This window comes from Streptomonospora nanhaiensis, from assembly GCF_026642255.1.
Classification (GTDB): domain Bacteria; phylum Actinomycetota; class Actinomycetes; order Streptosporangiales; family Streptosporangiaceae; genus Nocardiopsis; species Nocardiopsis tropica.
In genome coordinates this window covers 4,235,299-4,259,997 of record NZ_CP113264.1, presented here as the reverse complement: position 1 = coordinate 4,259,997, position 24,699 = coordinate 4,235,299, and the positions used below count along the sequence as shown (strand labels likewise).

General features: G+C 71.4%; 24 protein-coding genes. 18 read left to right on the top strand and 6 right to left on the bottom strand.

Features of this window, described 5'->3' with window-relative positions:
- Positions 1-604: 604 nt before the first annotated feature.
- The 4 genes from OUQ99_RS18465 (at position 605) to OUQ99_RS18450 (ending at position 6,343) form a co-directional block, all read left to right on the top strand.
- Positions 605-2,695, top strand: a complete 2,091-nt coding sequence (locus OUQ99_RS18465; protein ID WP_267945018.1) for a HelD family protein — start codon at positions 605-607, stop codon at positions 2,693-2,695.
- Between the two features lie 398 nt (positions 2,696-3,093).
- Positions 3,094-4,143, top strand: coding sequence for an STM4015 family protein (locus OUQ99_RS18460; RefSeq protein WP_267945017.1), 1,050 nt, complete (start codon positions 3,094-3,096; stop codon positions 4,141-4,143).
- A 408-nt stretch (positions 4,144-4,551) separates the two neighbouring features.
- Complete coding sequence (locus OUQ99_RS18455) at positions 4,552-5,487, top strand: AraC family transcriptional regulator (protein ID WP_267945016.1); 936 nt, start codon at positions 4,552-4,554, stop codon at positions 5,485-5,487.
- A 91-nt stretch (positions 5,488-5,578) separates the two neighbouring features.
- Entirely contained in the window at positions 5,579-6,343 is a 765-nt protein-coding gene (locus OUQ99_RS18450) for an SDR family NAD(P)-dependent oxidoreductase (protein ID WP_267945015.1), read from the top strand.
- 111 nt (positions 6,344-6,454) lie between these two features.
- On the opposite strand, the gene OUQ99_RS18445 is transcribed toward OUQ99_RS18450, so the two are convergent.
- From OUQ99_RS18445 to OUQ99_RS18435, 3 genes are all read right to left on the bottom strand, one after another.
- The gene (locus tag OUQ99_RS18445) at positions 6,455-7,135 is read right to left on the bottom strand and encodes a hypothetical protein (protein WP_267945014.1); all 681 of its coding nucleotides are present in this window, start codon (positions 7,133-7,135) and stop codon (positions 6,455-6,457) included.
- Between the two features lie 107 nt (positions 7,136-7,242).
- Entirely contained in the window at positions 7,243-7,422 is a 180-nt protein-coding gene (locus tag OUQ99_RS18440; protein ID WP_267945013.1) for a DUF397 domain-containing protein, read from the bottom strand.
- 12 nt (positions 7,423-7,434) lie between these two features.
- The gene (locus OUQ99_RS18435; protein WP_267945012.1) at positions 7,435-8,283 is read right to left on the bottom strand and encodes a helix-turn-helix domain-containing protein; all 849 of its coding nucleotides are present in this window, start codon (positions 8,281-8,283) and stop codon (positions 7,435-7,437) included.
- Positions 8,284-9,203: 920 nt separating this feature from the next.
- Here OUQ99_RS18435 and OUQ99_RS18430 point away from each other — a divergent pair.
- The 13 genes from OUQ99_RS18430 to OUQ99_RS18370 all read left to right on the top strand — a co-directional run bounded on the left by OUQ99_RS18430 (position 9,204) and on the right by OUQ99_RS18370 (position 19,758).
- Complete coding sequence (locus OUQ99_RS18430; protein ID WP_267945011.1) at positions 9,204-9,728, top strand: ATP-binding protein; 525 nt, start codon at positions 9,204-9,206, stop codon at positions 9,726-9,728.
- A 405-nt stretch (positions 9,729-10,133) separates the two neighbouring features.
- A complete protein-coding gene (locus tag OUQ99_RS18425; protein ID WP_267945010.1) occupies positions 10,134-10,505 on the top strand; it encodes a hypothetical protein in 372 nt (123 codons plus the stop codon).
- Positions 10,506-10,849: 344 nt separating this feature from the next.
- On the top strand, positions 10,850-11,296 hold the full coding sequence (locus OUQ99_RS18420) for a hypothetical protein (RefSeq protein WP_267945009.1): 447 nt from the start codon (positions 10,850-10,852) through the stop codon (positions 11,294-11,296).
- A 21-nt stretch (positions 11,297-11,317) separates the two neighbouring features.
- On the top strand, positions 11,318-11,938 hold the full coding sequence (locus OUQ99_RS18415) for an SAF domain-containing protein (protein ID WP_267945008.1): 621 nt from the start codon (positions 11,318-11,320) through the stop codon (positions 11,936-11,938).
- A gap of 31 nt (positions 11,939-11,969) precedes the next feature.
- The gene (locus tag OUQ99_RS18410; RefSeq protein ID WP_267945007.1) at positions 11,970-12,800 is read left to right on the top strand and encodes a hypothetical protein; all 831 of its coding nucleotides are present in this window, start codon (positions 11,970-11,972) and stop codon (positions 12,798-12,800) included.
- The gene (locus OUQ99_RS18405) at positions 12,797-14,119 is read left to right on the top strand and encodes a CpaF family protein (RefSeq protein WP_267945006.1); all 1,323 of its coding nucleotides are present in this window, start codon (positions 12,797-12,799) and stop codon (positions 14,117-14,119) included. Before OUQ99_RS18410 ends, OUQ99_RS18405 begins: the two co-directional genes overlap by 4 nt.
- Positions 14,116-14,961: a type II secretion system F family protein gene (locus OUQ99_RS18400; protein ID WP_267945005.1), complete on the top strand. Its 846-nt coding sequence runs from the start codon at positions 14,116-14,118 to the stop codon at positions 14,959-14,961. The genes OUQ99_RS18405 and OUQ99_RS18400 overlap by 4 nt, the downstream gene beginning before the upstream one ends.
- Positions 14,958-15,836 (top strand): type II secretion system F family protein, encoded by an 879-nt coding sequence (locus OUQ99_RS18395; protein WP_267945004.1) that lies wholly within the window; start codon positions 14,958-14,960, stop codon positions 15,834-15,836. The genes OUQ99_RS18400 and OUQ99_RS18395 overlap by 4 nt, the downstream gene beginning before the upstream one ends.
- Before the next feature lie 20 nt (positions 15,837-15,856).
- The gene (locus tag OUQ99_RS18390) at positions 15,857-16,060 is read left to right on the top strand and encodes a hypothetical protein (protein ID WP_267945003.1); all 204 of its coding nucleotides are present in this window, start codon (positions 15,857-15,859) and stop codon (positions 16,058-16,060) included.
- A complete protein-coding gene (locus OUQ99_RS18385) occupies positions 16,057-16,443 on the top strand; it encodes a TadE family protein (RefSeq protein ID WP_267945002.1) in 387 nt (128 codons plus the stop codon). The genes OUQ99_RS18390 and OUQ99_RS18385 overlap by 4 nt, the downstream gene beginning before the upstream one ends.
- Positions 16,440-16,862 carry a TadE/TadG family type IV pilus assembly protein gene (locus OUQ99_RS18380; RefSeq protein WP_267945001.1) on the top strand — a complete coding sequence of 141 codons (423 nt, stop codon included), beginning with the start codon at positions 16,440-16,442 and terminating at the stop codon, positions 16,860-16,862. The genes OUQ99_RS18385 and OUQ99_RS18380 overlap by 4 nt, the downstream gene beginning before the upstream one ends.
- On the top strand, positions 16,862-17,239 hold the full coding sequence (locus OUQ99_RS18375; protein ID WP_267945000.1) for a hypothetical protein: 378 nt from the start codon (positions 16,862-16,864) through the stop codon (positions 17,237-17,239). Before OUQ99_RS18380 ends, OUQ99_RS18375 begins: the two co-directional genes overlap by 1 nt.
- A gap of 14 nt (positions 17,240-17,253) precedes the next feature.
- Positions 17,254-19,758 carry an OmpA family protein gene (locus tag OUQ99_RS18370; RefSeq protein ID WP_267944999.1) on the top strand — a complete coding sequence of 835 codons (2,505 nt, stop codon included), beginning with the start codon at positions 17,254-17,256 and terminating at the stop codon, positions 19,756-19,758.
- 219 nt (positions 19,759-19,977) lie between these two features.
- Here OUQ99_RS18370 and OUQ99_RS18365 read toward each other — a convergent pair whose 3' ends face one another.
- The 3 genes from OUQ99_RS18365 to OUQ99_RS18355 form a co-directional block, all read right to left on the bottom strand.
- On the bottom strand, positions 19,978-20,853 hold the full coding sequence (locus tag OUQ99_RS18365; RefSeq protein ID WP_267944998.1) for a DUF1963 domain-containing protein: 876 nt from the start codon (positions 20,851-20,853) through the stop codon (positions 19,978-19,980).
- Between the two features lie 468 nt (positions 20,854-21,321).
- A complete protein-coding gene (locus OUQ99_RS18360; protein WP_267944997.1) occupies positions 21,322-21,951 on the bottom strand; it encodes an SMI1/KNR4 family protein in 630 nt (209 codons plus the stop codon).
- Between the two features lie 317 nt (positions 21,952-22,268).
- Positions 22,269-23,267: a GlxA family transcriptional regulator gene (locus OUQ99_RS18355; protein WP_267944996.1), complete on the bottom strand. Its 999-nt coding sequence runs from the start codon at positions 23,265-23,267 to the stop codon at positions 22,269-22,271.
- A gap of 70 nt (positions 23,268-23,337) precedes the next feature.
- Between OUQ99_RS18355 and OUQ99_RS18350 the strand changes: the two genes are divergently transcribed.
- A complete protein-coding gene (locus OUQ99_RS18350) occupies positions 23,338-24,696 on the top strand; it encodes an MFS transporter (RefSeq protein WP_267944995.1) in 1,359 nt (452 codons plus the stop codon).
- The last annotated feature ends 3 nt before the right edge of the window (positions 24,697-24,699 follow it).

Below are 24,699 nucleotides of genomic sequence, written 5' to 3'. Positions count from 1 at the left end.
CCACCGCGACCGCGGACCTTCTCGGCAACGGCGCCCTCGACGGTGCCGTGAGGAGCGGCCACCGCGCCGCGGCGGAGGCCCTGCGCAGGGTCCGAGGCGGGGGTGTTCCGTCCGGGCGGCGCCAACGGTGCACCGCGCCGCCATCCACTCCGCGTACGCGATGGGCAGGGCAACCGGCCACTCTCGAACGCCACACGCCGCGAACGCGTTCGGCCCCGGCTGCGCACGGACCGGCGCCGTCGCCCCGGGCCATTCCTGCAAGCGGTCGACCGACGGCATTCGGCGACATCCGACACCTGATACCGGTTTTTCCCGTGGCACCGAGAATGCAGTAGCGGATATCGGCTGACAGAACGCCCGACCGGACGCAACCGGCCGACCGCCGGACTCCGCGACCCTGCCCACCGACCTCGGCAACCACCATGCCCGCGATTTCTGCTACAGCACCAGGCAGAAGTGACGACACTCACGCTAACGAATATTTCGCTGTTTCGCGGTGTTACGCTCCTTGCTTCTACCGTGAAACGGAAAGGGTAGATTTCGAGTGCCCCCACGCAATGCCACCCCATCGCCGAATGGCGACCATGCCGCGCAGACCGCAGCCGTGGCCGAGGAACAGCTCGTCCTCGACGAGGCCTTCACGCGCTGCGACGAGATACTCCAGTACCTCGACGCCGAGATCGCGGTCCCGGCGGGCGACACGACCGGGCACGCCCGGCTGCGCATGATGGCCGACCGCCGCGAGGAGCTGCGGCGCGCGGACCGGGGTCTGATCTTCGGCCGGCTCGACGCGCTCGACCGGACGGTCCTGCGCGTGGGGCGCGTCGGTGTGCCCAGCGCGGGAGACGACAGCGATCCCCTGGTCATCGACTGGCGCGCACCTGCGGCAAGGCCCTTCTACACCGCGACGCCGGTCGACCCCCAGGGGCAGGGCCGCCGTCGCCACATCCGTGTCGACGGGCGGGAGGTGACCGGCGTCGACGACGAGCCGCTCGACGGGTCGGGGGCGGGTGAACTGGTCGGCGAGGGCGCCCTGCTCGCGGCCCTCGGAGAGCGGCGCACCGGCCGCATGGGTACCGCGGCGGCCACCCTGCAGCGCGAGCAGGACGAGGTGGTCCGCGCCGACTCCCGGGGGCCGCTGGTCGTGCAGGGCGGCCCGGGCACCGGCAAGACCGTGGTGGCACTGCACCGGGTGGCGTACCTGCTCTTCACCTATCCGCAACTCGCCGCGCAGGGCGTCCTGGTCCTGGGCCCGTCCCTGCGCTTCCTGGAGTACATCACCCAGGTGCTGCCGGCCCTCGGGGAGACCGCCATCGTGTCGGCGACCTGCGACACCCTCGTCCCGGGGGTCGGCGTGGAGCGTGCGGAGTCGCGCGAGATCGCGGAGATCAAGGGCAGGGGGCTCTGGCAGCAGGCGCTCTCCCGGTACTCGGCCTCGCTCGTCCCGCGGCCCGTCGACCTCGAACTGGTGTGGGAGGGGGAACGGTACACGATCGGTGAACACAGGGTCGCCCGGGCTCTCGCGTCGGCGACGGCCGGGCACTCCTACCACGCAGCGGGCGCCCTCTTCGGCCAACAGGTCCACCATCTGCTGACCGACGCGATAGCCGAGCGCAGCGAAGAGCTACTGGCGCAGATGGAAGAGGGCTTCGAGGACCTGCTCGCCCGGTTCGACGCCGGGATCACGCGCTCGGACAACCGCGCCGCGAGCAACGGCACCACCGGAACGGATGTCGACGGAGAGCTCACCGAGGAGGACCTGGAGCGACTGCACGACCGGATCGCCGCCGACTCCGGCGTGGCCGCCACGCTGGAGGGGTGGTGGCCGACCCGCGACACGACGACGGAACTGCGTCGGTTGCTCGGTGACGCGGAACTGCTGCGCCGGTGGGCGCCGGAGCTCACCGACGCCGAAAGGGAGATGGTCGTCGGTGAACCGCAGGAGTGGGCAAGCAGTGACATCCCCCTGTTCGACGCCCTGGACGATCTTCTGGGTGATGTGCAACCGAACGAGGAGCAGGGGGAGTTCCTGACCGACCGGGCCGCGGCACAGCGGGACTGGGTGTACGGGCACGTCGTCGTGGACGAAGCACAGGAACTCTCCGAGATGCAGTGGCACATGGTCATGCGCCGCTGCCCTTCCCGTTCGATCACCGCTGTCGGCGACATCGATCAGGCCGAGGCGCCGCACCGGCACACGACCTGGGAGGACGCGGTGGGCGCGGCCTTCGGCGCAAGATGGGCGCAAGCCCGGTTGACCATCTGCTACCGCACCCCGCTGGAGGTCATGGCCCTCACCGGGCCGGTACTCCAGAACGCGGGCAGCCGGAACGAACCCCCTCGCGCCGTGCGCGCCTCGGGCGTCGAGCCCTGGGAACGCACGGTGGACGAGGACGGCCTCGCGGCCGAGGCGGTCCGCATCATCGGGGAACTCTCGGAACGGTGGGCAGGGGGCATGGTCGGTGTCATCGCTCCCCGCGAACGCCTGCGGGCCCTGCGCGCGGCACTGCCCGACGTGCCGGTCCTCTCCGCCACCGAGGCCAAGGGGCTGGAATGGGACGCCACCCTGCTCATCGACGCCCCCGGCATCACCGCCGAACCCCGTGGCTGGAACGGACTGTACGTCGCACTGACACGGTGCACCCAGGAGTTGGGACAACTGCTGGTGACACACGGAGCGGAGGCGCCGAGGTGATCTCGACGGCACCGGGAAGGCGACCCTGACCCCTTTCCGGAACACGGCCCCTGGCTCAGGTGCCGCTGAGACGGTCTCCGCGCCCCGGATCTGCGGCCCCTCGCGCAGGTCCGCCGCTGCCCCACCGGTGGAGGGGCAGCGGACCTGCCTCTCCCCGCCGGAACGGACCTCGTATAGAGCGTTCGGTCCGGGTGACGTTGTGTGCACCGTCGTGCCGAGCTTCGTCAGGACCTCACGGAGGAACGGTTCGGGCTCACCACAGCCCTCGGGAGCGGGCCCGCCGTGCTCGGTGCTCCCACCTTCGACCATGCGCCGGAGAAACGCTGCGCCCGGCCCCTGCCTGTCCGCGCGCACTGCTAGACATGTCGCACACCCCTGGCCGGCAAGGAAGAAACACCATGATCCGCGAACACCTCACCGAGTACGCCGGCCTCCCCGTGGTCGAGTTCCTCGACCGGGAAGCGGAGGCGCACTACCTCCGGGAGGCCGCCTACAGCGCGCGCAGGAACCACGTGGAGGCCCCGACCTCGACCCCGCACCGGGAGAGGATGGACAAGGCCGAGCTCGCCCCGGACTCGGTGGCGTGGCGGCTCCGCCTCTCCAGCTACACCGAGGAGCTCGTCCCCTACCTGGCCAGGTTCGTCGAGGAGGTGGACACCTCCCGGGTGGTCGCGCTGGTGATCGGCGACTGGGGGTTCGAGGAGGGCAGCGACATCTCCTCCCGTGAGCTCCGGGACGCCCTGATCGCCCACGCCCCGGCCCTGCCCGCACTGCGTTCGCTCTTCCTCGGCGACATCACGTTCGAGGAGAACGAGATCTCCTGGATCCAGCACTGCGACATGGCTCCGCTGCTGGCCGCCTACCCGCGTCTGGAGGAGTTCACCGTCCGCGGGGTGGGGGAGACCTACGCGGGGGCCGAAAGGCTCTCCCTGCACGTGCCCGAACACGGCGCGCTGCGCTCGCTCACCCTCCAGAGCGGCGGCCTGCCCGCCGAGGTGGTGCGCCAGGTCCTGACCTCGGGGCTGCCCGCGCTGCAGCGCCTGGAACTGTGGCTGGGCGTGGAGGACTACGGCGGCGACGCCACCCCCGACGACCTGGCGCCCCTGCTGTCCGGGGAGGCCCTGCCCGGGCTCGGACACCTGGGCCTGCGCAACTCCAGCCGCACCGGGGAGTGGATGCGGGCCCTGGCCCAGGCTCCGATCACGGCCCGCCTGTCCTCGCTCGACCTGTCCCTGGGCACCCTGTGCGAGGACGACGTCGAGGACCTGCTCGCCGCCGTGCCGGCGCTCTCCCACCTGGAGCGCCTGGACCTGCACCACCACTACCTGGGCGAGGAGGCCGCCGAGCGGGTGCGGGCGGCCTTCGCACAGGCGGGGGTGGAGGTCGACGTCTCCGACCGGCAGGAGGCCCGTCAGAAGGACGACTACTACCCGGCTGTCGGCGAGTGAGCACGCCCCGGCTCCGGACCGGCTGAGTTCCTGCCGCTGGCCTCTGCTCCCACCCCTGCTGCATCCGCCGCCACGACGGGGAGGGCACACCGGCGTTCAGGAACAGGGGTGAGCCTGCCGGACTCGGGGATCGGCCGCCGTTGTCGACAGTGCCCCCACCCGGGTCACGGTCGCCACGGCGGTCGGCCCTCGCGTCCCCACGGTGTTGACGCTGCCGACCGGGCATGGACCAGGACCCGGCCCCTGGGCGTGAGCCGTTCCTGAGGGATGCGGAACACCACCGGCCGGAAGAAAGCCGGTACACCGACTGGCGCCACCTGGCAGGCTCACACGGAGAGGACTCCGTGGTCCTACACAGAGGAGCGCGGACGTTGACCGGATGCCGTCTCTTTCGCGATAGTTCCGGACATGACCGATGACCAACTCTCCGAGGTGATCGACCTCGTCGGGATTCGCGGACATGTGACCGGCGGCTTCGCGGTACAGGGCCCCTGGGTGTCGCGCGCCTCGGTCGATGAAGCGATGAAGCTCATCGTGATGGTGCACGGCCGGTCCCGGCTCACCGCCGACGGCGGCGAGCCGATCGCGCTCGGACCGGGCGACGTCGCCATCCTGAACGACCGGTCGTGGCTGGAGGTCGAGGGCGGCGCCGGCGACGGGCCGCGCCGTGAGGTCGTACCTGATCCGGACACCCTCCGCCTGCGCACCGCCGACGCCGACCACGACGACGTCGTCATCGGCATCCGGGTCGACCTCAACCGTGTCGGTCGCGAGCTCCTGCTCCAGACCCTCCCTCCGGTGGGGCACGTCCGGGCCGCGGACACCCAGGCCCTGCGGTTGCGCGGCGCCCTCGACCTGCTGCTCGCCGAGGTGGTGGGAGGCCGGCCGGGGGCGGAGTTCGCGATCCGGCAACACGGCCAGCTCCTGGTGCTCGAAGTCCTGCGCGCCTACCTCGGCCGACTCGAACTGCCCCCGGGGTGGCTGCGGGCGCTGGCCGATGAGCAGCTGCGTCCCGCGCTCGGGCTCATGCACAGCGCACCCGGTAAACCCTGGCGCCTGGAGGAGCTGGCGCGTGCCGCCGCGATGTCGCGAACCTCGTTCACGGACCGCTTCCGCTCCCTGGCGGGCATACCGCCGCTGACCTACCTCTCCCGCTGGCGGATGCTCCTGGCGCAGCGCGCCCTGCGCGATAGCGACGTGCGCGTAGGTTCGCTGGCGTCCGAACTGGGCTACGCATCGGAGGGCGCGTTCAGCAGCGCGTTCAGGCGGCAGGTGGGCGAGTCACCGCTGCACTACCGCTCCCGGGTGCGCGACGCACCCTCCGCCGGCCCGGAAGCTCCGTGATCGGACCCGGACAGGCCGCTCGGGACGATCGGGCAGAAAATACGGACTCGGAGGCATGGAGGGCCCGACCGGCTCCCGTGAGGATGGGCCCATGCCACAGAACGAACACCTCACCACCTCCCGCGCCACGGTTTCCGGAACCGCGACGACGGCGCTGATCACCGGTGCCGCACGCGGGATCGGCCTGGAGGTCGCCCGACAACTGGCCCTGACCGGGGTTCGTGTGCTGATCACCGCACGGGACTCCCGCCAGGCGGCCGAGGCGGCGAGCCCCATCGAGGGGGTCGAACCACTCCCGGTCGATCTCGACGTCACCGACCCCACGGCGGTCGAAGCCGCGGTGGAAGCGCTCATCGCACGCGCCGGGCGACTCGACATTCTGATCAACAACGCCGCAGCTTCCCCCGACCGGACCGACACCGCCACCGGGGCTGACCTGGGGGCCGCCGCCGATGTCCTACAAGTGAACCTGTTCGGCGCATGGCGCATGACCCAGGCCCTCCTCCCGCTGCTGCGCGCCTCGGACCACCCGCGCATCGTCAACGTGGGCTCCGGCGCCGGGTCCCATGCCGATGAGCGGTTCGGTCTTTCCCTGATGGGCGGATCGGCGGCGACCCACGCCGTCAGCAAGGCAGCACTGAACGCCTTCACAGCGGTGCTGGCCGCCGAACTGGCCGACACCCCGGTCATCGTCAACGTGGTCTGCCCCGGTGTCACCGCGACCGCACCCGGTGCTGAGCACCTGGGCGCACGCCCGGTCGAGGCCAGCGCTCCCGGTGTCGTATGGGCCGCGACCCTGCCCGACGACGGCCCGCGCGGCGGGTTCTTCCGCGATTTCCACCCTCTCTGCTGGTAGTTCGTGCCCGGACGCTTTCGCCTCCGGGGACGTTCTCGAGCACCGGCAGCCCGCAGCGGGTGTTCCGGAGCGGACACGGCTCCGGTCGTGGGCCGGGAGCGCTCCGTGTGTCTACGCCGCGTTGCCGGGTGCCTCCCCGGCGGCGTCGTCGTAGGAGTCGCGGAACGCCTTCGAACGGCGGCGCTGGCGTGGCACCAGGAAGAGGACCGAGACGGAGAGTCCGCTCAGGAGGATGGCCAGTCCCAGGAGGACGAAGACAAAGGGTGAGACTCCCTCCATCAGGAGGCGGCTGATGCCCAGGAAGGCGTTGAGAAGGGCCGCCATCCCTATCAGGGCGAAGGAAGGGGCCGTCGACGTGCTGCTCAGTTCCTTCGCGACGACGATCCGCTCCAGCCGGTTGGTCTCCGGGTCCGCGCCGAGCCTGCCTTGCCGGACGAGCCGCCAGGCCTCCGCGAGCTTGGCGGGGTCGGTGTCCGCGGGGAAGCGAGCGAACCCGGGATCGTGGCGGGTGCGCTCGGTCACTCTGGCGGGCGACGAGAACACGATGATCAGTGCCATGGGGATCGTGAACACCGCCAGCAGGATCACGGCGATGACGACGCTCAGCTGCCACGGGCGGCCGGCGGTCACGAACGCGATGAGCCCGCTTGCGCCCAGGAGGAGGAACAGGAGGCCCGAGAAGCGGAGGGTGTACGCGCGGGGGTGGTTGTCGCGGTAGATCTGCATTCGGGCTCCCCAGAGGGAGCGCTGGGGGCGAGGGGCCTGGGGGTGGGGGTCTCCCTGGGGGGTCATGCCCGCAATGTATCGGTACGCGGTGCCAACGGCCGACGATGACCGTACACGCGGAGGTGCCCGGGGGAGGCCCCGGACGGGCCGGCGGGGCCCCTTGCCGGCTGCGGCTAATTCCTCGGGATCGTGCCCAGGAGGGCCGCCCATGAGGGGGCGTCGAACTCGATGTGCCCGAGTCTGCGGTTCTGGGTGTCGCGCACTGCCGTGCCCGCCTCGGTCTTGGCGACCTCGACACACGCGGACTCGTTGGCGCTGTAGGAGGACTTGCGGAACTCTGGGGATGAGTACACGAGATGCCTTCGCTAGTCGGTGATCAGGTTCGTCAGCAGCTCGATCGAGTCGGCTTGGGACAGAGCGTTCGCGGCGACGCTGTCGAGCGCAGTGCGGTATTCGGCGACCTGGGAGGGCTGCTCCAGGTAGACGCCGTGGCCACGAGTCTCCAGGTACACGATGTTCGGGTCCAAGTCGCGCTCGAAGTCCAGAATGACCGTGGATCCGTGCATGCAGCCGTGCAGACCGACGTCCAGCGGCAGTACTTGAAGCGTGACGGTGTTCGCGTCCTCAGCGATCTGAACCAGATGGGTGAGCTGCTCGTGGGCAAGATCGGGCACCGAGGCCACACGAATGAGGGCGGCTTGGTCGATCACACATCGAAACTCGGGAGCGTTCGGCTTGGTGAGGAGCTTCTGCCGCTCCATGCGCGCATCGACGATACGGCTGATCTCGTCCTCTGTCCGCGTGAGCGACGCACGTGCTGAGGCTGCGGCGTAGTCGGCGGTCTGGAGCAGCCCGGGCACGACGATGGGGTGGAAGGCCGAGATGCGGCTGGCCAGAGCCTCGAGACCGATGTAACCGTCGTCGAGGACGTCGTCGTACGCCTGCCACCAGGGTTTCTCGCGTGCCTGGAGCCTGAGGGAAAGAAGCGCTTCCCGTCGGGAGGTTTCCTTCACCTCGTAGAGATCCATGAGGGCGTTGAGGGCGCTCACGTCGGGCACCGACATGCGGGTGCCCTCCATGTGGTTCAGGCGACCTGACGACCAGCCGAGTGCGAGCCTGGCCTCTTCGACGGTCATCCCTCTCGCTTCGCGCATGCGGCGCAACTCGGCGGAGAGGCGACGCTGGCCGATGGTCGCTGGTTTCCGTGGTGCCACGTCTCCACCTTCGTTGGTAAGTGCCCTCTGGATCATAGATCTCCCGCTCAGACGTGGGCATATCAGTCAGTCTGACATTGTCCTATTGACGAGTCAGTCTGACGGAGTCAATATGGTCAGCAGTGCTCACGGTAGGTGAACGAGTGAATTCAGTGCGTCGAATGCGCCTGTTGCGCGGGTGAGGCCACTTTGCGCACCTTCCGAAGGGCAGCGAGGACCGTCATGAAGAAGCTCTCCGGTGTCCGCCGTAGGGCCTTCGCGGGGTCTCTCTGAGTCCCAATGAACACCTGATCAGAGAAAAGAAGGCGCCCCGCGTCAGTGCGTAGGACCACTGGCGCGGGGCTTGATCACCACCTGACCAACCAGGAGGAGACCGTGGAACACCCTAATGGACGACACCGCAGGCCCCGCCACAGCGTGGCCGGTCGGATGTGGGTCATCGCCGCCGCGCTGATCGCCATGGCGTTGACCTACGTCCTTGTCCCCCGGAAAGCGTCGAAGGCGCGGTCCGCGATCGCGCAGACGCCACACCGCCCCGCGCTGTCGGCGGGGCTGCCTCGACGCGTACCGCGGGAGGGCACGCTGGAACTGCCGGGACTCCCGGGGAAGCGGGCGCAGATGAGCTCAGCCGTGCTGAACTCCCAGCGTTGGGGGAGCGGCTACCACCAGGAACACTCCGGGAGCCTGCCTGCTGGCGACTGCCTCTGGCCGGATCCGGACGAGATCGCGGGCACTCTCGTACGCCCTTACCTGCCGTCGATCGCGGAGCAGAGCGTGCCGAGGATTCCCCGGCCCCGAGTCCCCGTAGGCGATCCTCTTGTCGAGCCCTGTGGCAGGGGAGGGGCGGACGATCCGGAGGGCCTCAGCGAGCTCGCTGCAGTGGTCCGGGTCTACCTCGACAAGGTCGGGGGAGCGTCATGATGAACCCTCTTCCCTTGTCCTGCTCGACCACGGCTCCGGAACTGTCTCCGCCCAAGACGGCGTCCACCTGGTGGGAGCACCGCTCCTACCCTTCGGAACTCGCCTCCGCCGGCGAGGTCCGTGCGCACCTGCGGACCGATCTGCAGGGCTTCGCACGCGACCTGGTCGACAGTGTCGTCCTGTGCGCGGCCGAGTTGGTCGCCAACGCGGTCAAGTACGCTCCCGGCGGCGACAGCGTTCTCCGAGCCCTGGCACTCGTGAACGAGCGCACCCTGTGGCTGGCGATCGTCGACGGAGGCGGCGGAGCGAGCGTTCCCCGCATCCCGACCGGGCGCAGCGATGCGGAGTGGGACTGGGCAGAAGGTCAGCGCGGCCTGATGCTCGTGGACGCCCTCGCGGAGCGTTGGGGCCACTACCGGGTGGGTCCGGGGCGGCAGAGCATGGGCCTGGGTGTCTGGGCCTCCTTCTCGGTGGCATCCGAGCAGGTCCCACTCGGGCTGCCGAGGTTCCGCCTCACGGATTGACCGGGTGGTGATCACGGTGGGCGGCGTCCGATCCGGACGTCGCCCACCGTCGTGCGCAGACGTCGTTCCGACGGCGTTCCGCCTGATGGGGCAGTGTTTTCGCAGGTAGCCGACTTGGACATCGGGGGGCGGTGAGCTTGCCGACAGTTTTCGGCGCTGCCATCCAACGAGAACGACTTGTGCGGAGGGTAACCGAGGGACTACGTTCTCCTTGATCACTAAGAGTGATCGACAGGATACTCCAAGGAGTCTTTTGTGGTGCGTCGCTTCTCCCTGCCCGCCTTGGGGTTGGTGCTGGTCACGGGATGCTCCGTCGGAGTAGACGAAAGGCCCGAACCGGTCGTTCAGTCGTCCGTGGCACCTGCGGAATCGGAAGGTCCGGAAGGCACTCCCGAGGAAGAGGCCGTGGCGGTCTACCTGGATTTCTGGGACGCCATCGTTCTGGCCTCGGCCGAGATGGACCCGGAGCACCCGGCTCTGGAGGAATATGCGGTTGATCAAGCTCTGGAGCTGGCACAGGACGGCGTGCAAGGGGTGACAGACGCAGGCCTCGGCATGGAAGGTGAGCCGGTTCCGAACCCGAAGGTGATCTCCGCCGAGCCGACAGACGACCCGAGGTCGGTCGTGATCAGGGATTGCCAGGGAGCAGGGGACTGGAAGGTCGTGGGTGAGATCGAGCCTCGGTCGCGCAATGTGCGCGTGGACGCCAGGCTCCAACGGGACCTGTTCGACTGGTGGGTCGTCGACATGCAGGTCTGGGGAAATGACACATGCTGACTCCAACCAGCATTGTCTCTGCCGGAGTGGCTATCCCCTTGCTCGCCCTCGCGCCTGCGTTGCCAATCCCTCGGGAACCGGATTTCAACGGGGACGTTGCCTGTAAGAGGACTGGTTGTGAAGCTTTTGCAGAAGCAACCCAGCCCGGAGGCGCATCCGGCGGCGGAACCACCAACCCACGCCCCACCAGCGGTGCCCCGGTCTCCCTCTCCGCCGAGTCGCCCTGCGTCGAGTGGGACCGCGAGGACCCCGGGTGGTCGTGCGGCGCCTCCACCCGCTCCGAACCGGCAGGTGGCGGCGCGGCCGTCGATCCCCGGACCGCTGCGGAGCGCGCGCGGGCGTCGATGGTTCTGCCCGACCCGACGGTGGGTTCTTCTCCGGCGGCCGAGACGGTCGTGGGCTTCCCGCTCTGGTTGTGGGTGGACCGCTCCGGTTGGGAGCCGGTCAGCGCGACCGCGGCTGTCTCCACGGGTTCGGTGACGGTGACGGCGACCCCGGGCGGGGCCCGCTGGGCGATGGGCGACGGTACGACCCTCGACTGTCCGGGGCCGGGGACCGTGTTCGTCCCGGACCGCCACGAGGCCGACGCCCCGTCACCGGACTGCGGCCACACCTATACCCGCGCCTCCCGGGGGCAGGCCGCGGGGCGGTTCCCGGTCACCGTGACGGTGACCTGGTCGGTGGAGTGGTCGAGCACCGCGGGCGGTGGCGGAACCCTGGACCCGCTGACGACGAGCGCCTCCCGTGCGGTGCGGGTGGCCGAGGTCCACGCGCTGGTCACCGATGGCTGAGTGCGCAGAGACGGAGAGAGCGTGACGACGACGTTGTCCGGACCCCACGTGTCCGAACGGAAGACGGGGAGGTCCCGGCTGTCCCTGCCGCGCCGCAAGGGCTGGAAGCGGCCCTTCGCCGGGGTCGCGGCGGTGGTCGTCGGCGGGGTGGTCGCGGCGTGGGCGGCGGGGCACGAGGAGGAGCGCGTCCCCATGGTCGTCACCGCGGAGGACGTGGCCGCCGGTGAGGCCCTGACCATCGCGGATCTGCGGATCGTTCCGGCCCTGGGGGTGGAGGACCTGGATCTGGCGCCGGTCGACGAGGCTCTCGGGGGGCGCGTGGCGATGCCGGTTCCGGCGGGCACGGTGCTGACCGGGGCGATGCTCGCGGACACCTCGGGCTGGCCGGGTCCCGGTCAGGCGGTGGTGGCGGTGCAGACCCAGCCGGGCATGCTTCCGGCTTCGGCGCGGGAGGGCGCGCTGCTGCTGGTGCTCGGTGCCGGGGAGGGAGGGCCCCACAGCGTTCGGCTGCACTCGTTGGGGGAGGAGGGCGATCTCGCGGGTTCCCGTGTGGTGGAGCTCGTGGTCGCCGAGGACGAGGTGGCCGATGTGGTCGGGGCAGTGGACGAGGGCGTGCGGATGGCGCTCATGTCCGCGCGGTAGGGCGACGGACACAAGAACAAGGGGGAGAAGCATGATCATCGCGGTCTGTTCGCTGTCGGGGGCGCCGGGGGTCACGACGTTGGCCACGGCTTTGGCGGCGGTGTGGCCCACGGGTCCGCTCACGGTTCCGGTGCTGGTGGAGGCCGATGCGAGCGGGGGTGACCTGGGGGCCTGGCACCGGCTTGCCGGGCGTCCGGGGCTGGTCTCGCTGGCGGCCTCGGTGCGGGCGGGCACGGACCTGTCCCTGGTGCAGGAGCCGGGGACGCACGGGGTCCTGCTCCGGCACGGTACCGAGCTTCCCGGCGGGCTGAGGGCGGTGACCGCGCCGACGACCGCGCACGAGGCCTCGGCGGTGGTGGCGGCGCTGGCGCACCGGAGCCAGGTTCTGCGGAGCGGTGTGAGCGTGGTGGATCTGGGGCGGGTGATGCCGGGGACCGCCGGTGCGCACCTGCTGTCCCTGGCGGACGTGGCGGTCTTCACCGTGGCGGGTGGGGACGCCGCGCAGATCCACCGGCTCGCCCGGTGCCGGGACGTCCTGGACGCGCTGGCCGAGAACGGGACGGCGGTCGGTGTGGCGGTGCGCGGCTCCCGGTTCCCCGCGGCGGAGGTCTCGGCGGTGACCGGTTATCCGGTGTGGGCGGAGGTGCCGCACGATCCCGCCGGCGCGGCCTTCCTGCGGGGGGAGGCCTTCCGGCCCCGCGGGCTCCGGGAGCGTTTCGCCGCCTGGTCGCACGCCCGCCAGGATCCGGAGACGGTGGACTGGATGCCGCTGCTGGCGTGCGCCCGGCGGCTGGCCAACCATGTCGAGGACCTGCCGCCGGCTCCGGTGCCCCTGGGTCACCGGGCGGAGGTGGCGGCGTGAACCCCACGATCCACGCCCCGCAAGGGCTCTCCCCGCACGGGGCGGCCGAGCACCTGGAGGGGCTGGCCCGTCGGCTGGCCGAGCGGGTCACCGACGCCCTGGTCCGCCAGGACGCCGGCACCGCCGCCGAGCACGACCGCGGGGCGCAGCGCGAGCGGGCCGACGCGATGCTCTCCGCCCTGCTGGAGGAGCACGCCTGCCACGCCCTGACCGGCGCCGCCCGTCCCCTGGCCGAGCAGGACGAGGCGTGGGTCCACGCCCGCGCCCTGGCCCAGGTCTGCGGGCTGGGTCCGCTGGAGCTGCTGCTGGGCGAGCCGGGTGTGCGCGACATCCACATCAACGGCACCCGCGTGTGGGTCGACCTCGGCGACGGTCGGCGTGAGGAGCGCCCGCCGGTCACCTCCTCCGACGCCGAGCTGGTGGCCCTGGTGCAGCGCCTGGCCGGTCAGGCACCGGGCGGGGAGCGCCGTTTCGACGCCTCGGCGCCGCTGCTCAGCATGGAGCTCGGTGACGGCGCCCGCCTGTCCGCGGTCATGGGGGTCTCCCGGCGTCCGGCGGTCACGATCCGCCGCCACCCCGAGCGCGAACTCACCCTCACCGACCTGACCGCGTCGGGGATGCTCACCCGCCCGGTGCGCTCCCTGCTCACCGCGGCCGTGCGCGCCCGCCTGAACGTGGTGATCGGCGGGGCGACCGGTTCGGGCAAGACCACCCTGCTGCGCGCCCTGGCCCGGCACATCCCGCCCTTCGAGCGGGTCGTCACCATCGAGGACGCCTTCGAGCTGGGCCTGGACTCCGACGCCGACCTCAACTGCCTGGCCCTCCAGGGTCGGCCGCCCAACACCGAGGGGGCCGGGGAGATCACCCTGGCCGACCTGGTCCGGCACGCCCTGCGGATGTCCCCGGACCGGGTGATCGTCGGTGAGACCCGCGGCCAGGAGACCGTGGCGCTCCTGCACGCCATGACGATGGGCACCGACGGTTCCATGGCCACGGTCCACGCCTCCTCCTCCGCGCAGATCCTCACCAAGCTCGCCACGTACGCCAACCAGGCCGGTGAGCGGCTCTCCCTGGAGGAGGGCGCGGTGCTGATCTCCTCGGCCGTCCACCTGGCCGTGCACATCGACACCGACGACCGCGGCAACGGGCACGTGTCCAGTGTCCGCGAGGTCGTGGGGGTCGACGGCCCCCAGGTGGTGACCAACGAGCTGTACGCCGTGGAGCACGGCGGGTTCGCCACGTCGCCGAGCCCGCAGTACGCCCGCAAGCTCCTGCGCGCCGGCCTGGACCCGGCCGCCCTGTTCGGGGAGGCGACGTGAGCGCGGTCCTCATCGCGAGCCTGGGCGGGGCGGCGGTCGGCCTGGGGGTGGTGCTCCTGCTGCCCGCGCTCACCTCCGGTCTGCCCGGGGTGTGCGAGCGCCTGGAGCGGGGCCGCCACCTGTGGTGGAAGGCCGCCGCGGTGGCCGGGGCGGGGATGCTCACCTGGGGCATCACCGGCTGGCCGGTCGCCGCGGCCCTGGCCGCCGGGGCCGCGTGGTGGCTGCCCGCCGTCCTGGGCCCGGACCGGGCCACACCCGCCGAGGTCGCGCGCATCGAGGCCGTGGCCGGCTGGACCGAGCAGCTCCGCGACCTGATCACCGCCTCCTCCGGGCTGCGGCAGGCGGTCCGGGCCTCCGCGGTCATCGCCCCCGCCGCCGTCCGCGACGACGTGCGAACGCTGTCCCGCGACCTCACCGCCGGGGCGGACCAGGAGGAGGCGCTCACCGCCTTCGCCCACCGCGTCGGCAACGAGACCGCGGACCTGGTCGCCACCGCGCTGTCCATGGCCTCCCAGCGCCATGCCGCCGACCTGGGGCCGCTCCTCACCAGCCTGGCCGAAGCGGCCCGCGACCGCGCGGCCATGCTCGTGCGCACCTCTGCGACCCGGGCGCGCACCCGCACCTCGGTCCGCATCATCATCACCACCGCGGCCGCCATGGTCGTCGGCATGGCCGTCCTCAACGGCCCCTACTTCGCCCCGTTCGACTCGGCCGCCGGCCAGCTCGTCCTCGCACTGATCGGCGCCGTATGGGCCGCGGCGCTGGGGTGGCTGACGCGGCTGTCGAACCCGCCGCGCACGCAACGCGTGCTTGCGGCCCACCCGCAGGAGGCAAGGACATGAACACCCTCATCGCCGGGCTCGGCGGCGCCACGGCCGGCGCCGGCCTGTACTGGACCGTGTGGACCCTGCGCCGCCCCACCCTCGCCGAACTCCTCCCTCCGCCGGAGGAGCAACAGGCGCGGCCCGCGCCCGTCAGCCCCTTGCGGGCGGTGACGGCCGCCGGCGCGGGGGTCCTCGCACGCACCGGGTGGCCGGGGGAGCGCACCGGGCGCGACCTGGCCGCGTGCGGTACCGACGCCGACGTCCACCGGATGGACACCTGTGTCGCCGCCCTCGCCGGCCTGGCCCTGGGGATGCTCGCGTTCGCCGCCGCGGCGCCGCCGCAGTCCCCGCTGCCGGCCCACTACGCCCTGGGCCTGGCCGCCTGCCTGGTGGTCCTGGGGGCGTGGACCCCGACCCTGGTCCTGCGCCGCAGGGCGGCCCGCCACCGGGAAGAGCTGTGCGCGGCCACCTCGGTCATCGCCGACCTGGTCGGCGTCGCCCTCGCCGGGGGAGCGGGCGTCACCGAAGCGCTCACCGCCGCCACCCGGCGGGGCCACGGGACCGCGTTCACCCGCATCCGGCGGTGCCTGCACGAGGCCAACCTGCGCACCCGCCCGCCCTGGGACGCCCTGGCCGAGCTCGCCGAACGCACCGGCGTGCGCGACCTGGACGAACTCGCCTCCTCCATCCGCCTGGCCGGGACCGACGGCGCCCGTGTGCGCGCCTCGGTCCGCGCCAAGGCCGCCTCCCTGCGCATCCACCGGCTCGCCGCCCTCGAGGGGGAGGCGTACCGGGCCACCGAGCGCATGACCCTGCCCGTCATGCTCCTGGTCCTCGGGTTCCTCCTGCTCATGGGCTATCCCGCCATCGTGCACGTCACCACCGGATTCTGAACCCAGGAAGGCCCGCGCCCGTGAACCAGGCCCTGCGCCGAGCACTCACCGCACTCGTCCACGGCAGACGAGGCGGCCGCCGCACCGGCGACCGCGGATCCGGCACCACCGAGTACGTGCTGGTCCTGGTCATCACCATCGGCATCGCCACCGCCGTCGGCGCCATCCTCACCCCGATGATCACCGAGAGCGCCCAGTCCATCGACCTGGGCGTCAACCCGTGAAACGCCTCGCCGCACGCGGGGACCGGGGCAGCGCCGACGTCCTGTTCGCCGTCCCGCTGATGTTCGCGATGCTGCTCGGCATCCTCCAGTACGGGATGTGGACCCACGCCCACCACCGCGCCCAGGCCGTCGCCACCGAGGCCCTCGCCGCCGGGCGCGCCTTCGACGGCAGTGCACGGCAGGGGCGGGAACGCGGCCACGCCATGGTCCAGGACCTGGGCGGCGCCGTCCTGCAGGACGTCCGCGTCCGGGTCGAACGCCGGGCCGGCACCACCCGCGCCACCGTCACCGGCACCGCGGTCAGCCTCGCCCCCGGCTGGTACCCGCCCGTGGAGACCACCCTGAGCGGCCCCACCGAACACGTCCCCGGGGCCGGGCCATGACCGGCGCGGGCAGCCGGGACCGGGGGAGCGCGGCGGTCGAACTGGCCCTGCTCGTCCCCGTCCTGCTCGCGTTCCTGGCCCTGATCGCCCTCACCGGCCGCGACTACACCGCCGCCCTGGCCGCGGACGCCCTCGCCCACTCCGCCGCCCGCGCCGGATCCCTGCACACCGACCCCGCCACCGCACAGCAGGCCGCGGCCCAGGCCGTCGCCGCGAGCGTGGGCACCTGGGGCCGCGCCTGCCAGGACCCCGCCGTCCACTTGCACCCCGCCACCGTCGCGGGGGCGCCGGCCGTGCGCGCCGAGGTCACCTGCACCGTCCACCGCGACGACCTCCCCGACCTCGGCACCGGCGACACCCGCACCGTCACCGCCCGCGCCGTGTCCGTCACCGACCTGCACCGCGAACAGGCACCCTGATGTTCGGCAGCAGCCCCAGCGCCTTCGTCGTCGCCATCGCCGCGACCCTCATCGCCTGCCTCGGGCTCGTCCACGACGGCGCCCAGATGCTCCGCACCAAGACCCGCACCACCGTCCTGGCCCACGAGTCCGCCCGGGCCGGAGCCCAGCACCTGGACCCCCACCTGCTCCGCACCGGCACCCGCGCCCTCGACCCGGCCGCCGCCCGCACCGCCGCCACGGCGCACGCCCGGGCGGGCGGAGGCGACGCCGAGGTGTCCGTGGGCGCCGACACCGTCACGGTCACCGTCACGAGCACCCACCACCCAGCGCTCCTCACACTGCTCGGCGACGTCCACATCTCCTCCCGCGCCACAGCCACCGCCCACACACCGTGAGACGAGGGGGACCCGTGCACCCGATCCGGACGGCCCTGGCCGCTACCACACCGGCACTGCTCATCGCACCGCCCGTCCTGCTGAGCCGACAGCCCTGGCCCGACACCGCAGGCGTGAGCGCGGAGCACCTGCGCCTGTCCCTGCTCAGCGGCACACTGCCCCCACCCCTCGGACACACGCTGGTGCTCGCCCTGCTGTGGGCGCTGTGGGCCGCCTTCGCCCTGCTGGTGGCAGCCGACACGGTCGCCCTGCTGCGGGGACAGGTTCCCCGCATCGGACTGCTGCGCCTGGCCGCGACCGGCATCGCCGGAAGCTCGGTGGCCGTGTCCGCCCCCGCGGTCGCCGCCGTGGCCCCCGCCGACACCGCGCCCACCGACGGCGCACACGACGCCCACAGCGCGCCCACCGGAGAACCCGCACACGTGCTGGAGCGCACCCGCACGCTCACCGGGTTCGGCCTCGACTCCGCCGACCTCACCCCCGCCATGGCGGACGAACTGGGACCCACCGTCGAACTCCTCCAGCTCTTCGGCGACCCCGACACCGCGATCACCGTCACCGGACACACCGACGCCACCGGCCCCGACGAGCACAACCGCGCCCTGTCCCTCCGGCGGGCCGACGCGGTCGCCGCCGTCCTCACCGAGCAGCTCGGCGACGGATGGACCGTCACCACCGCAGGCGCCGGTTCCGACCACCCGCGCGAACACCCCGAACTCGGCCCCTCCGCCGACCGGCGCGCCGAGATCACCTACACCCTCACCACCCGCCCCCACACCAACGCCGACAGCGAGACCGAACAGAAGGAGGCGGCCGTCGGCGCCGCACCGGTCGCGCCCGCCGCCGAGGCACAGGACACCACTTCCCTCCCCGTCGGCGCGGTGCTCGCCGGAGCCCTCGCCGGGGGAGGGGTCGGAGGCGCCCTCGGCGCGGTCGCCGGACGGCTGACGGCACCGGGACACCGAGGAAAACACCAGGCCGACGAGGACGAGCACAACACCGAACCCCACGACGAACCCGGCCCTGACGACGACACCGGCGCCGACCCCGAACAGCCCCTCGGCACCCCCGTCCCCGTCACCAGGGACACCGGCGGAGCGGTGATCAATCCCCAGGGCCACCTCCGCGTCGCCGACAACCTCAGCGTCAGCGCACACGACGGACTCGCCGTGACCGGAACCCACGCCCTGGGCGTGTGCGCCTCCCTCATCGGCCGCGCCCTGACCGACCCGGGCATCCGCGTCATCACCACCCGCGAACTCGTGGCCCAGGCCGGGGCCTCACCCCGGGTCCGGGCCCCGGGCATGACCGTCAGCGCGGACACCGCCTCGGCCGTCACCGAGGCCGAACTCGCCTACATCACCGCCGCCCGCGACGAAGGGGGCCCGTCACGCACCCTGCTCGTCGTCAAGGCCTCCGAGCACACCCTCGCCCAGGACCGGCTGCAGGCCCTCCGCGACGGAGAGGAGGAAGGGGAGGTCACGGTCGTGATCCTCGGCGAGGAATGGGGCGTGCCCGTCCTGCGCTGCGACTTCTTCGACACGGTCGACGTCACCGCCCCCGACGGGAGCACCGACACCTACGACGGGCTCCGGCTCCTCCACATCGACCAGGCCACCTTCGCCGCCGGCTTCTCCACCGCCGCCGCTGCTGGGGAACCCGATCGTGCCGGGGAGTCGGTGCCGGCGCCCCCGGAAGAGGAGAAGGAAAAGGAAGAGGCCGCCTCGGAGCCGGCGGCCGAGCCTGTCGGGGCCGACCCGGAACCGGACGCCGAACGACCTCCGAAGGTCGACATCCGCCTGTTCGCGCCCCAGCCGAGCATCACCGTCGACGGTGTCGACATCGGCGTGAAGATGCGCAGCGCCTCACGCGCCATGCTCGCCCACCTCGCGCTCCACCCCCACGGTGTGGGCACCGACGCCCTCACGGAAGCCGTCTTCTCGACCGAGCCGGGCAAGAAGAGCCGCCATCTGCGCAGCAGTGCCTGCACCAGCGCACGGGTAGCCGTCCGAGAGGCGCTGGAGAACCCTGACGCGGAGATCATCGACGTGGTTCCGGGCCGCTACCGGATCCACCACGACACCGTCGACGTGGACGTGTGGCGCTTCGACCGGGCCCTGCAGGCCGCCAAGAAGGCCGAGGACGACAGGACCGCCCACACCTGCCTGCGCGCCGCCGCGGCCGAGTACGACCACATGCTCCTGACCGAGAGCGACCTGCCCTGGATCGAGGAGAAGCGCCAGGCCTACCGCAGGGCCGCCGCCGACTGCTTCGTCGGCCTCGCCAAGGCGGCCGACGACCCCAGGCAGGCGCTGGCCTGGCTGGAACGGGCCCGGGAGGCCGACGACCTCAACGAGAGCATCTACCAGGAACTCATGCGGACCCAGGTGGGCCTGGGCCGACCCGACGCCGCCGAGCGCACCTACCAGGACCTCGCGGGCAAGCTGAAGTCCATGCGGGCGCGCCCGAGCGCCGCCACGAGGAACCTGATGGAGGACCTCACGAGGAGTCGGCGGTGAGGGTCGGGCGCGCCGCTGGGAAGTGTCGGCGCCGGACGCCTGTCCGGGCCGGAGGGATTGGCCGGAGAATCCTGCGGCAGCCGACGGCTTCGGGGGCCTGGTTCAGTGTTTTTCACCGGATCTGATGGAGGCTGCGGCGTGTGCCGGGATCGCCTCCCGTCACCCGGACCGTGGCCTGGGCTTCGGGTGGGGCCTATGGCTTGTGCGTCACCGACCTGGTCACGGGGCATCGAAAATGGTCACGGTCAGCGCCTTGTCCCACCGAGCGGCGGCCAGGTCGTCGTGGCGGATCATGAATTTCGTGTAGTACTCCTCGTAGATCCCTCCTTCATTGGCGAGCGGTATCCAGTCGCTCGCCAGCCGGAGCGCGTCCTCGTCCAGATAGGAAAACCGCTCTCCCTCAGCGAGGGTCTTCGCCGTGATGCTGCTGACCGTCGCATCGTCATCGGCGTACCCGCCGATGACGTAGTAGGCGCCGGACGACCAGAGGCCGTAGGCCAGAGACCGAAGTTCGTCCAGGTGCGGCAGTTCACGCTCCATGTACCGGGCCAACTGCTGCTGGAAGGGTGACATGTCGTCCCACTCCAAATCCTCCCAGAACTCGTGCCAGCCCTCCTCGTCCTCGTCGCCCTCCTCGAGCCAAAGGGGGAGAGCGGCTCTGAGCCCGTCGGCGCAGACGTCGATCCGCTCGTCGACACACGCGGAGCCGGGGGGTTCCGCGACCTCGGTTTCGGTGCCGTCCGGCACATACACGACTCGTGCGTACTGTCCCGGATCGGCCCGCGGTCCGTCGCAGTCCATCTCTTTGTCAACGAAGAAGAGCAGCGTCCCGTTTGCCGGTAGGTCGAAGCCGTCGACCCTCGGCAGCGCCCCGCAATCGACGGAGAGGAGCAACGGCAACGGAATGTCCCCGGCGGACGGCCACTTCATGCCCACCGGTAGCCGGGGCAACCCACCGATGTGCCCGACCGGAGGACCATCGCCACGCGCGGACAGTCCGATCGACAAACGAAGGTGTTGGCTGAACCTGTTGATCTCGTCGTCCGGGATGCCCAACTCAAGCGCTGCCCGACGAAACTCTCCCCGATGATCCATGCCCGAGAAGATAGGCCCTTTCCAACTCGGCTGTGTCGGCAGGGTGTGGGTGGGGATGGGTTGTACATGGTGGATGCGAGTGGTCGATCACCTTGGACCATCCCAGCGATCCGTCTCCAGGAAGCCGCGCAGCTCCCAGGCGAGGCCGCATGTCCTCTCCGGGAGCATGATCAGTCCTGCCTTCGAAGTGCCACTCGTCGCCGGGGAATGGATGGTGCAGCCCACGTCCGTTGGGTAGGGGATCCCACACGCTTGGCTGAGACCGTCAGGTCTCGTTCCAAGGAACATCAGGTTCGGGCACCGTTCACCCGCGAAGATCTTCCGCCAGCTCTGCAGAAAACACATCGATTCCATCACCGCCTCACATCGTCACCGGGAGTGAGGTTGAAAAAGGCTCAGTGACTGGTTTCTGCGCATCGCCAGCTCCTGCTCATGGGCTATCCCGCCATCGTGCACGTGCCACCAAACTCAGGACATACCAGAGCCTCCATCACACCCGGAACGAGATATCCAGGGGGTTCGACGGACGGCGGCCTCGGCTCTGGCGACCCAGGCGAGGTACCAGTCCGCGAATCCGATCCGTGCACCCGGTGCGCGGAGGGGACGCATGCCACCCTCGGACGGGAAGCCGTCGACCCACATGGATCCGCGCTCGGGTCCCGTCACGACGAGCCAGTGGCAGTGGCCGCAGCCCTCATGGCTCAAGCACAGCGCCCCGGAGGTGAACCGGCGGAAGAGCGTGTCATCGGCGTCCCGCCACCCTCGGAAGGCGGTGTCGAACCCCTCCTGTGTCCCGAAGCCGGAGCGCACCGGCTCCCGCTCCTCGTGCTCGGCCAGGAGCCGCGCTCGTTCTTCCGCCGTCGGAAAGATGGATCCCAGGGAATCGTGCCGCATATCACCGCTCGGATCGGTCCACTCCCACCAGGTGTCCGTCCGGTGCAGGGTGACGAGCCCGTACCCCGGCCCGGCGCCACCGGCACCCACCTCGAGCAGGAAGCCGCGGTAGTCCGCCGGCAACGAGACACCCCACAGGGTTTCCGCAGAGGAGACCTCCCGCTCCGTCAGCGGGGCGGCGAGCCGGAAACGGTGGCCTGTCACGCCATGCCCGTCCCGGGCACCGAAGACGTCGCTCGCCCGGTCCTGTCGGGCCAGGGCTTCGACCCGTTCACGGACACCGTTCCAGACCGTTGCTCGCACGGGCCGAAGCGGAGCCGGTCCGAGAAGGTTGGTGGATCAAGACGAGCAGCACCGTGTGCTGCACGCCGGGGCAGAGGCCGGGATCGCCTCCCGTCACGCTCGGGAGATCGGAGCCGCTTGCCGGATTTCCGCGCCCGGACCGGCGTTCCGTACGCGACCCGTCGAACCCGCCCGCACTGGAAACCCTCGTGCAACGCCACCGTTGTCGGCCCGGGGGATCAGGGCACCTCGTCCGCAACCCCCTGGAAGGTGCGGCGGTAGGCGCTGGGGGACACCCCGAGCCCGGCGTGCATGTGCTGGCGCAGCGACGCCGAGGTGCCGAAACCGGCTGCGTGCGCGATCCGGTCCACCGCCAGGTCCGACTCCTCCAGGAGCTGCCTGGCCCGGTCGAGCCGCTGCTGGGCGAGCCACTGGCCCGGTGATTGGCCCACCTCGTCACGGAAGCGGCGCGTGAACGTGCGCACGCTCATCGCCTCCCGGTCGGCCATGTCGCTCAGACTCGGCTGGAGGTGCAGGTGGTCCAGGACCCAGGCCCGGGCCCGGGAGGTCGAGGACCGCTCGGGGTCGGGCACGGGGTGGCGGATGTACTGGGCCTGCCCACCGTCGCGGTGCGGCGGCACCACCGTGTGCCGGGCGACCTCGTTGGCGACGGAGGCGCCGTGGTCGGCGCGGATCATGTGCAGGCTGAGATCGATCCCGGAGGCGACCCCGGCGGCGGTCAGCACGCGCCCGTTGTCGGTGTACAGCACGTCGGGGTCCAGGTCGATGTGCGGGTACATCGCGCGGAAGAACCCGGCGGACTGCCAGTGCGTGGTGACCCGGCAGCCCTCCAGGAGTCCGAGGGCGGCGAGCACGAACGCGCCCGTGCAGATGGAGGCTATCCGTGCGTGCTCGGGGATGCGGTTGACGACCGCCGCCAGGTCCGGGGAGATCGGGTCGTGCGGGCGCTCCACGTAGTCCTCCTGCGCCGCGGGCAGGATCACCGTGTCCGCCTTGTCGACGGCCTCGGGTCCGTGGTGGACGTTCAGGGTGAAGTCGGTGTCAGTGGTGATCACGCCCGGTTCCACGGCACAGGTCACGACCTCGTAGAGGGGTTGGCCGTCGGTCCCGACGGCCCGCCCGAAGAGCCGGTGGACGATCCCCGTCTCGATGGGCAGCAGGCCGTGCCGGGCGAGCACGGCCACGTGGTGGCGGTCCGGGTGGACGAAAGCGGTCATGGCCGGATTCTTTCACATGTTGGCTTTCGGGCCACTGTCGGCGTGGGGCCCCGCGCCGGAGTCTGGACACATGACTTCGACGAGCCCCTCCAGGAGCACCGGGAAGACAGCCTCCAGGACCGGGCGGGCACCCGCACCGGTCCACCGGGCCTGGCTGATCGCCTTCGTCGCGGGCGCGACCATCGTCGCCGCGGCGGCCTTCGCCGCGATGCCCGGGCTCCTCGTGGACCCCCTGCACACCGAGTACGAGTGGTCGCGCGGATCGATCGGTGCCGCCGCTTCGGTCAACATGGTCGTGTACGGCCTCATCGCCCCCTTCGCTGCGGCCCTGATGGACCGGTTCGGCATCCGCCGCATCGCCCTGGCCGCCCTGGCGACCGTCATCGCCGGGGCCGGACTGACCACGGTGATGACGGCTCCCTGGCAGCTGACCCTCTACTGGGGCCTCCTCGTCGGTGCGGGCACCGGATCACTGGCGATGACCTTCGCCGCCACCATCGCCGACAACTGGTTCGTCAAGCGCCGGGGCCTGGTCATCGGCGCGCTGACCGGCGCCGGCGCGTTCGGCCAGCTGGTCTTCTTGCCCGCGCTCGCATGGATCATCGACCACCAGGGGTGGCGTCCGGCCATCGTGACGCTGGCCCTGACATCGTTCGTGATGGTGCTCCTCGTCGCCCTGGTCCTGCGCGACCACCCCGCCGACGTGGGACAGCGCCCCTACGGAGCCGACTCCTTCGTCAGCAGGCCGAGGACGGAGCAGGGCGCGGCCCGTCGAACCGTCCGGGTCCTGCGCGACTCCGTGCGCAGCCGGCAGTTCTGGCTGCTCGCCGGGACGTTCGCGGTGTGCGGCGCCACCACCAACGGGATCATGTGGACGCACTTCGTGCCCGCCGCCCAGGACCACGGGATGGCCGTGACCGTCGCGGCGGCGCTGGTCTCGGCCATCGGCGTGTTCTCCCTGGTCGGCACCATCGTGTCCGGCTGGCTCACCGACCGCTTCGATCCGCGTGGACTGCTGGCCGCCTACTACCTCGGCCGGGCCGTGCTCCTGGCCGCGCTCCCCGCGCTGTTCGGCCCCGACGCCGGTGCCGCGCTCATCGCCTTCGTCGTGGTCTTCGGTCTGCTGGACGTGGCGACCGTGCCCCCGACCATCCTGCTCTGCCGCCGGGTGTTCGGTGCGGACGGCGCGATCGTCTTCGGGTGGGTGAACGCCATCCACCAGGTCGGCGCCGGCGCCATGGCGGTCTTCGGCGGCTTCACCCGTGACGTGACCGGGAGCTACGGCTCGGTGTGGTTCATGGCAGCCGCACTGTGCGCCGTCGCGGCGGTACTCGCCCTCCGGATCGCCCGCAGCGGTGGGAACGATCCCTCACCCGGCGGGACACGGACCGTGGACCCGTGCAACGACGACGAACAGGCCGGGAAGTGAGCA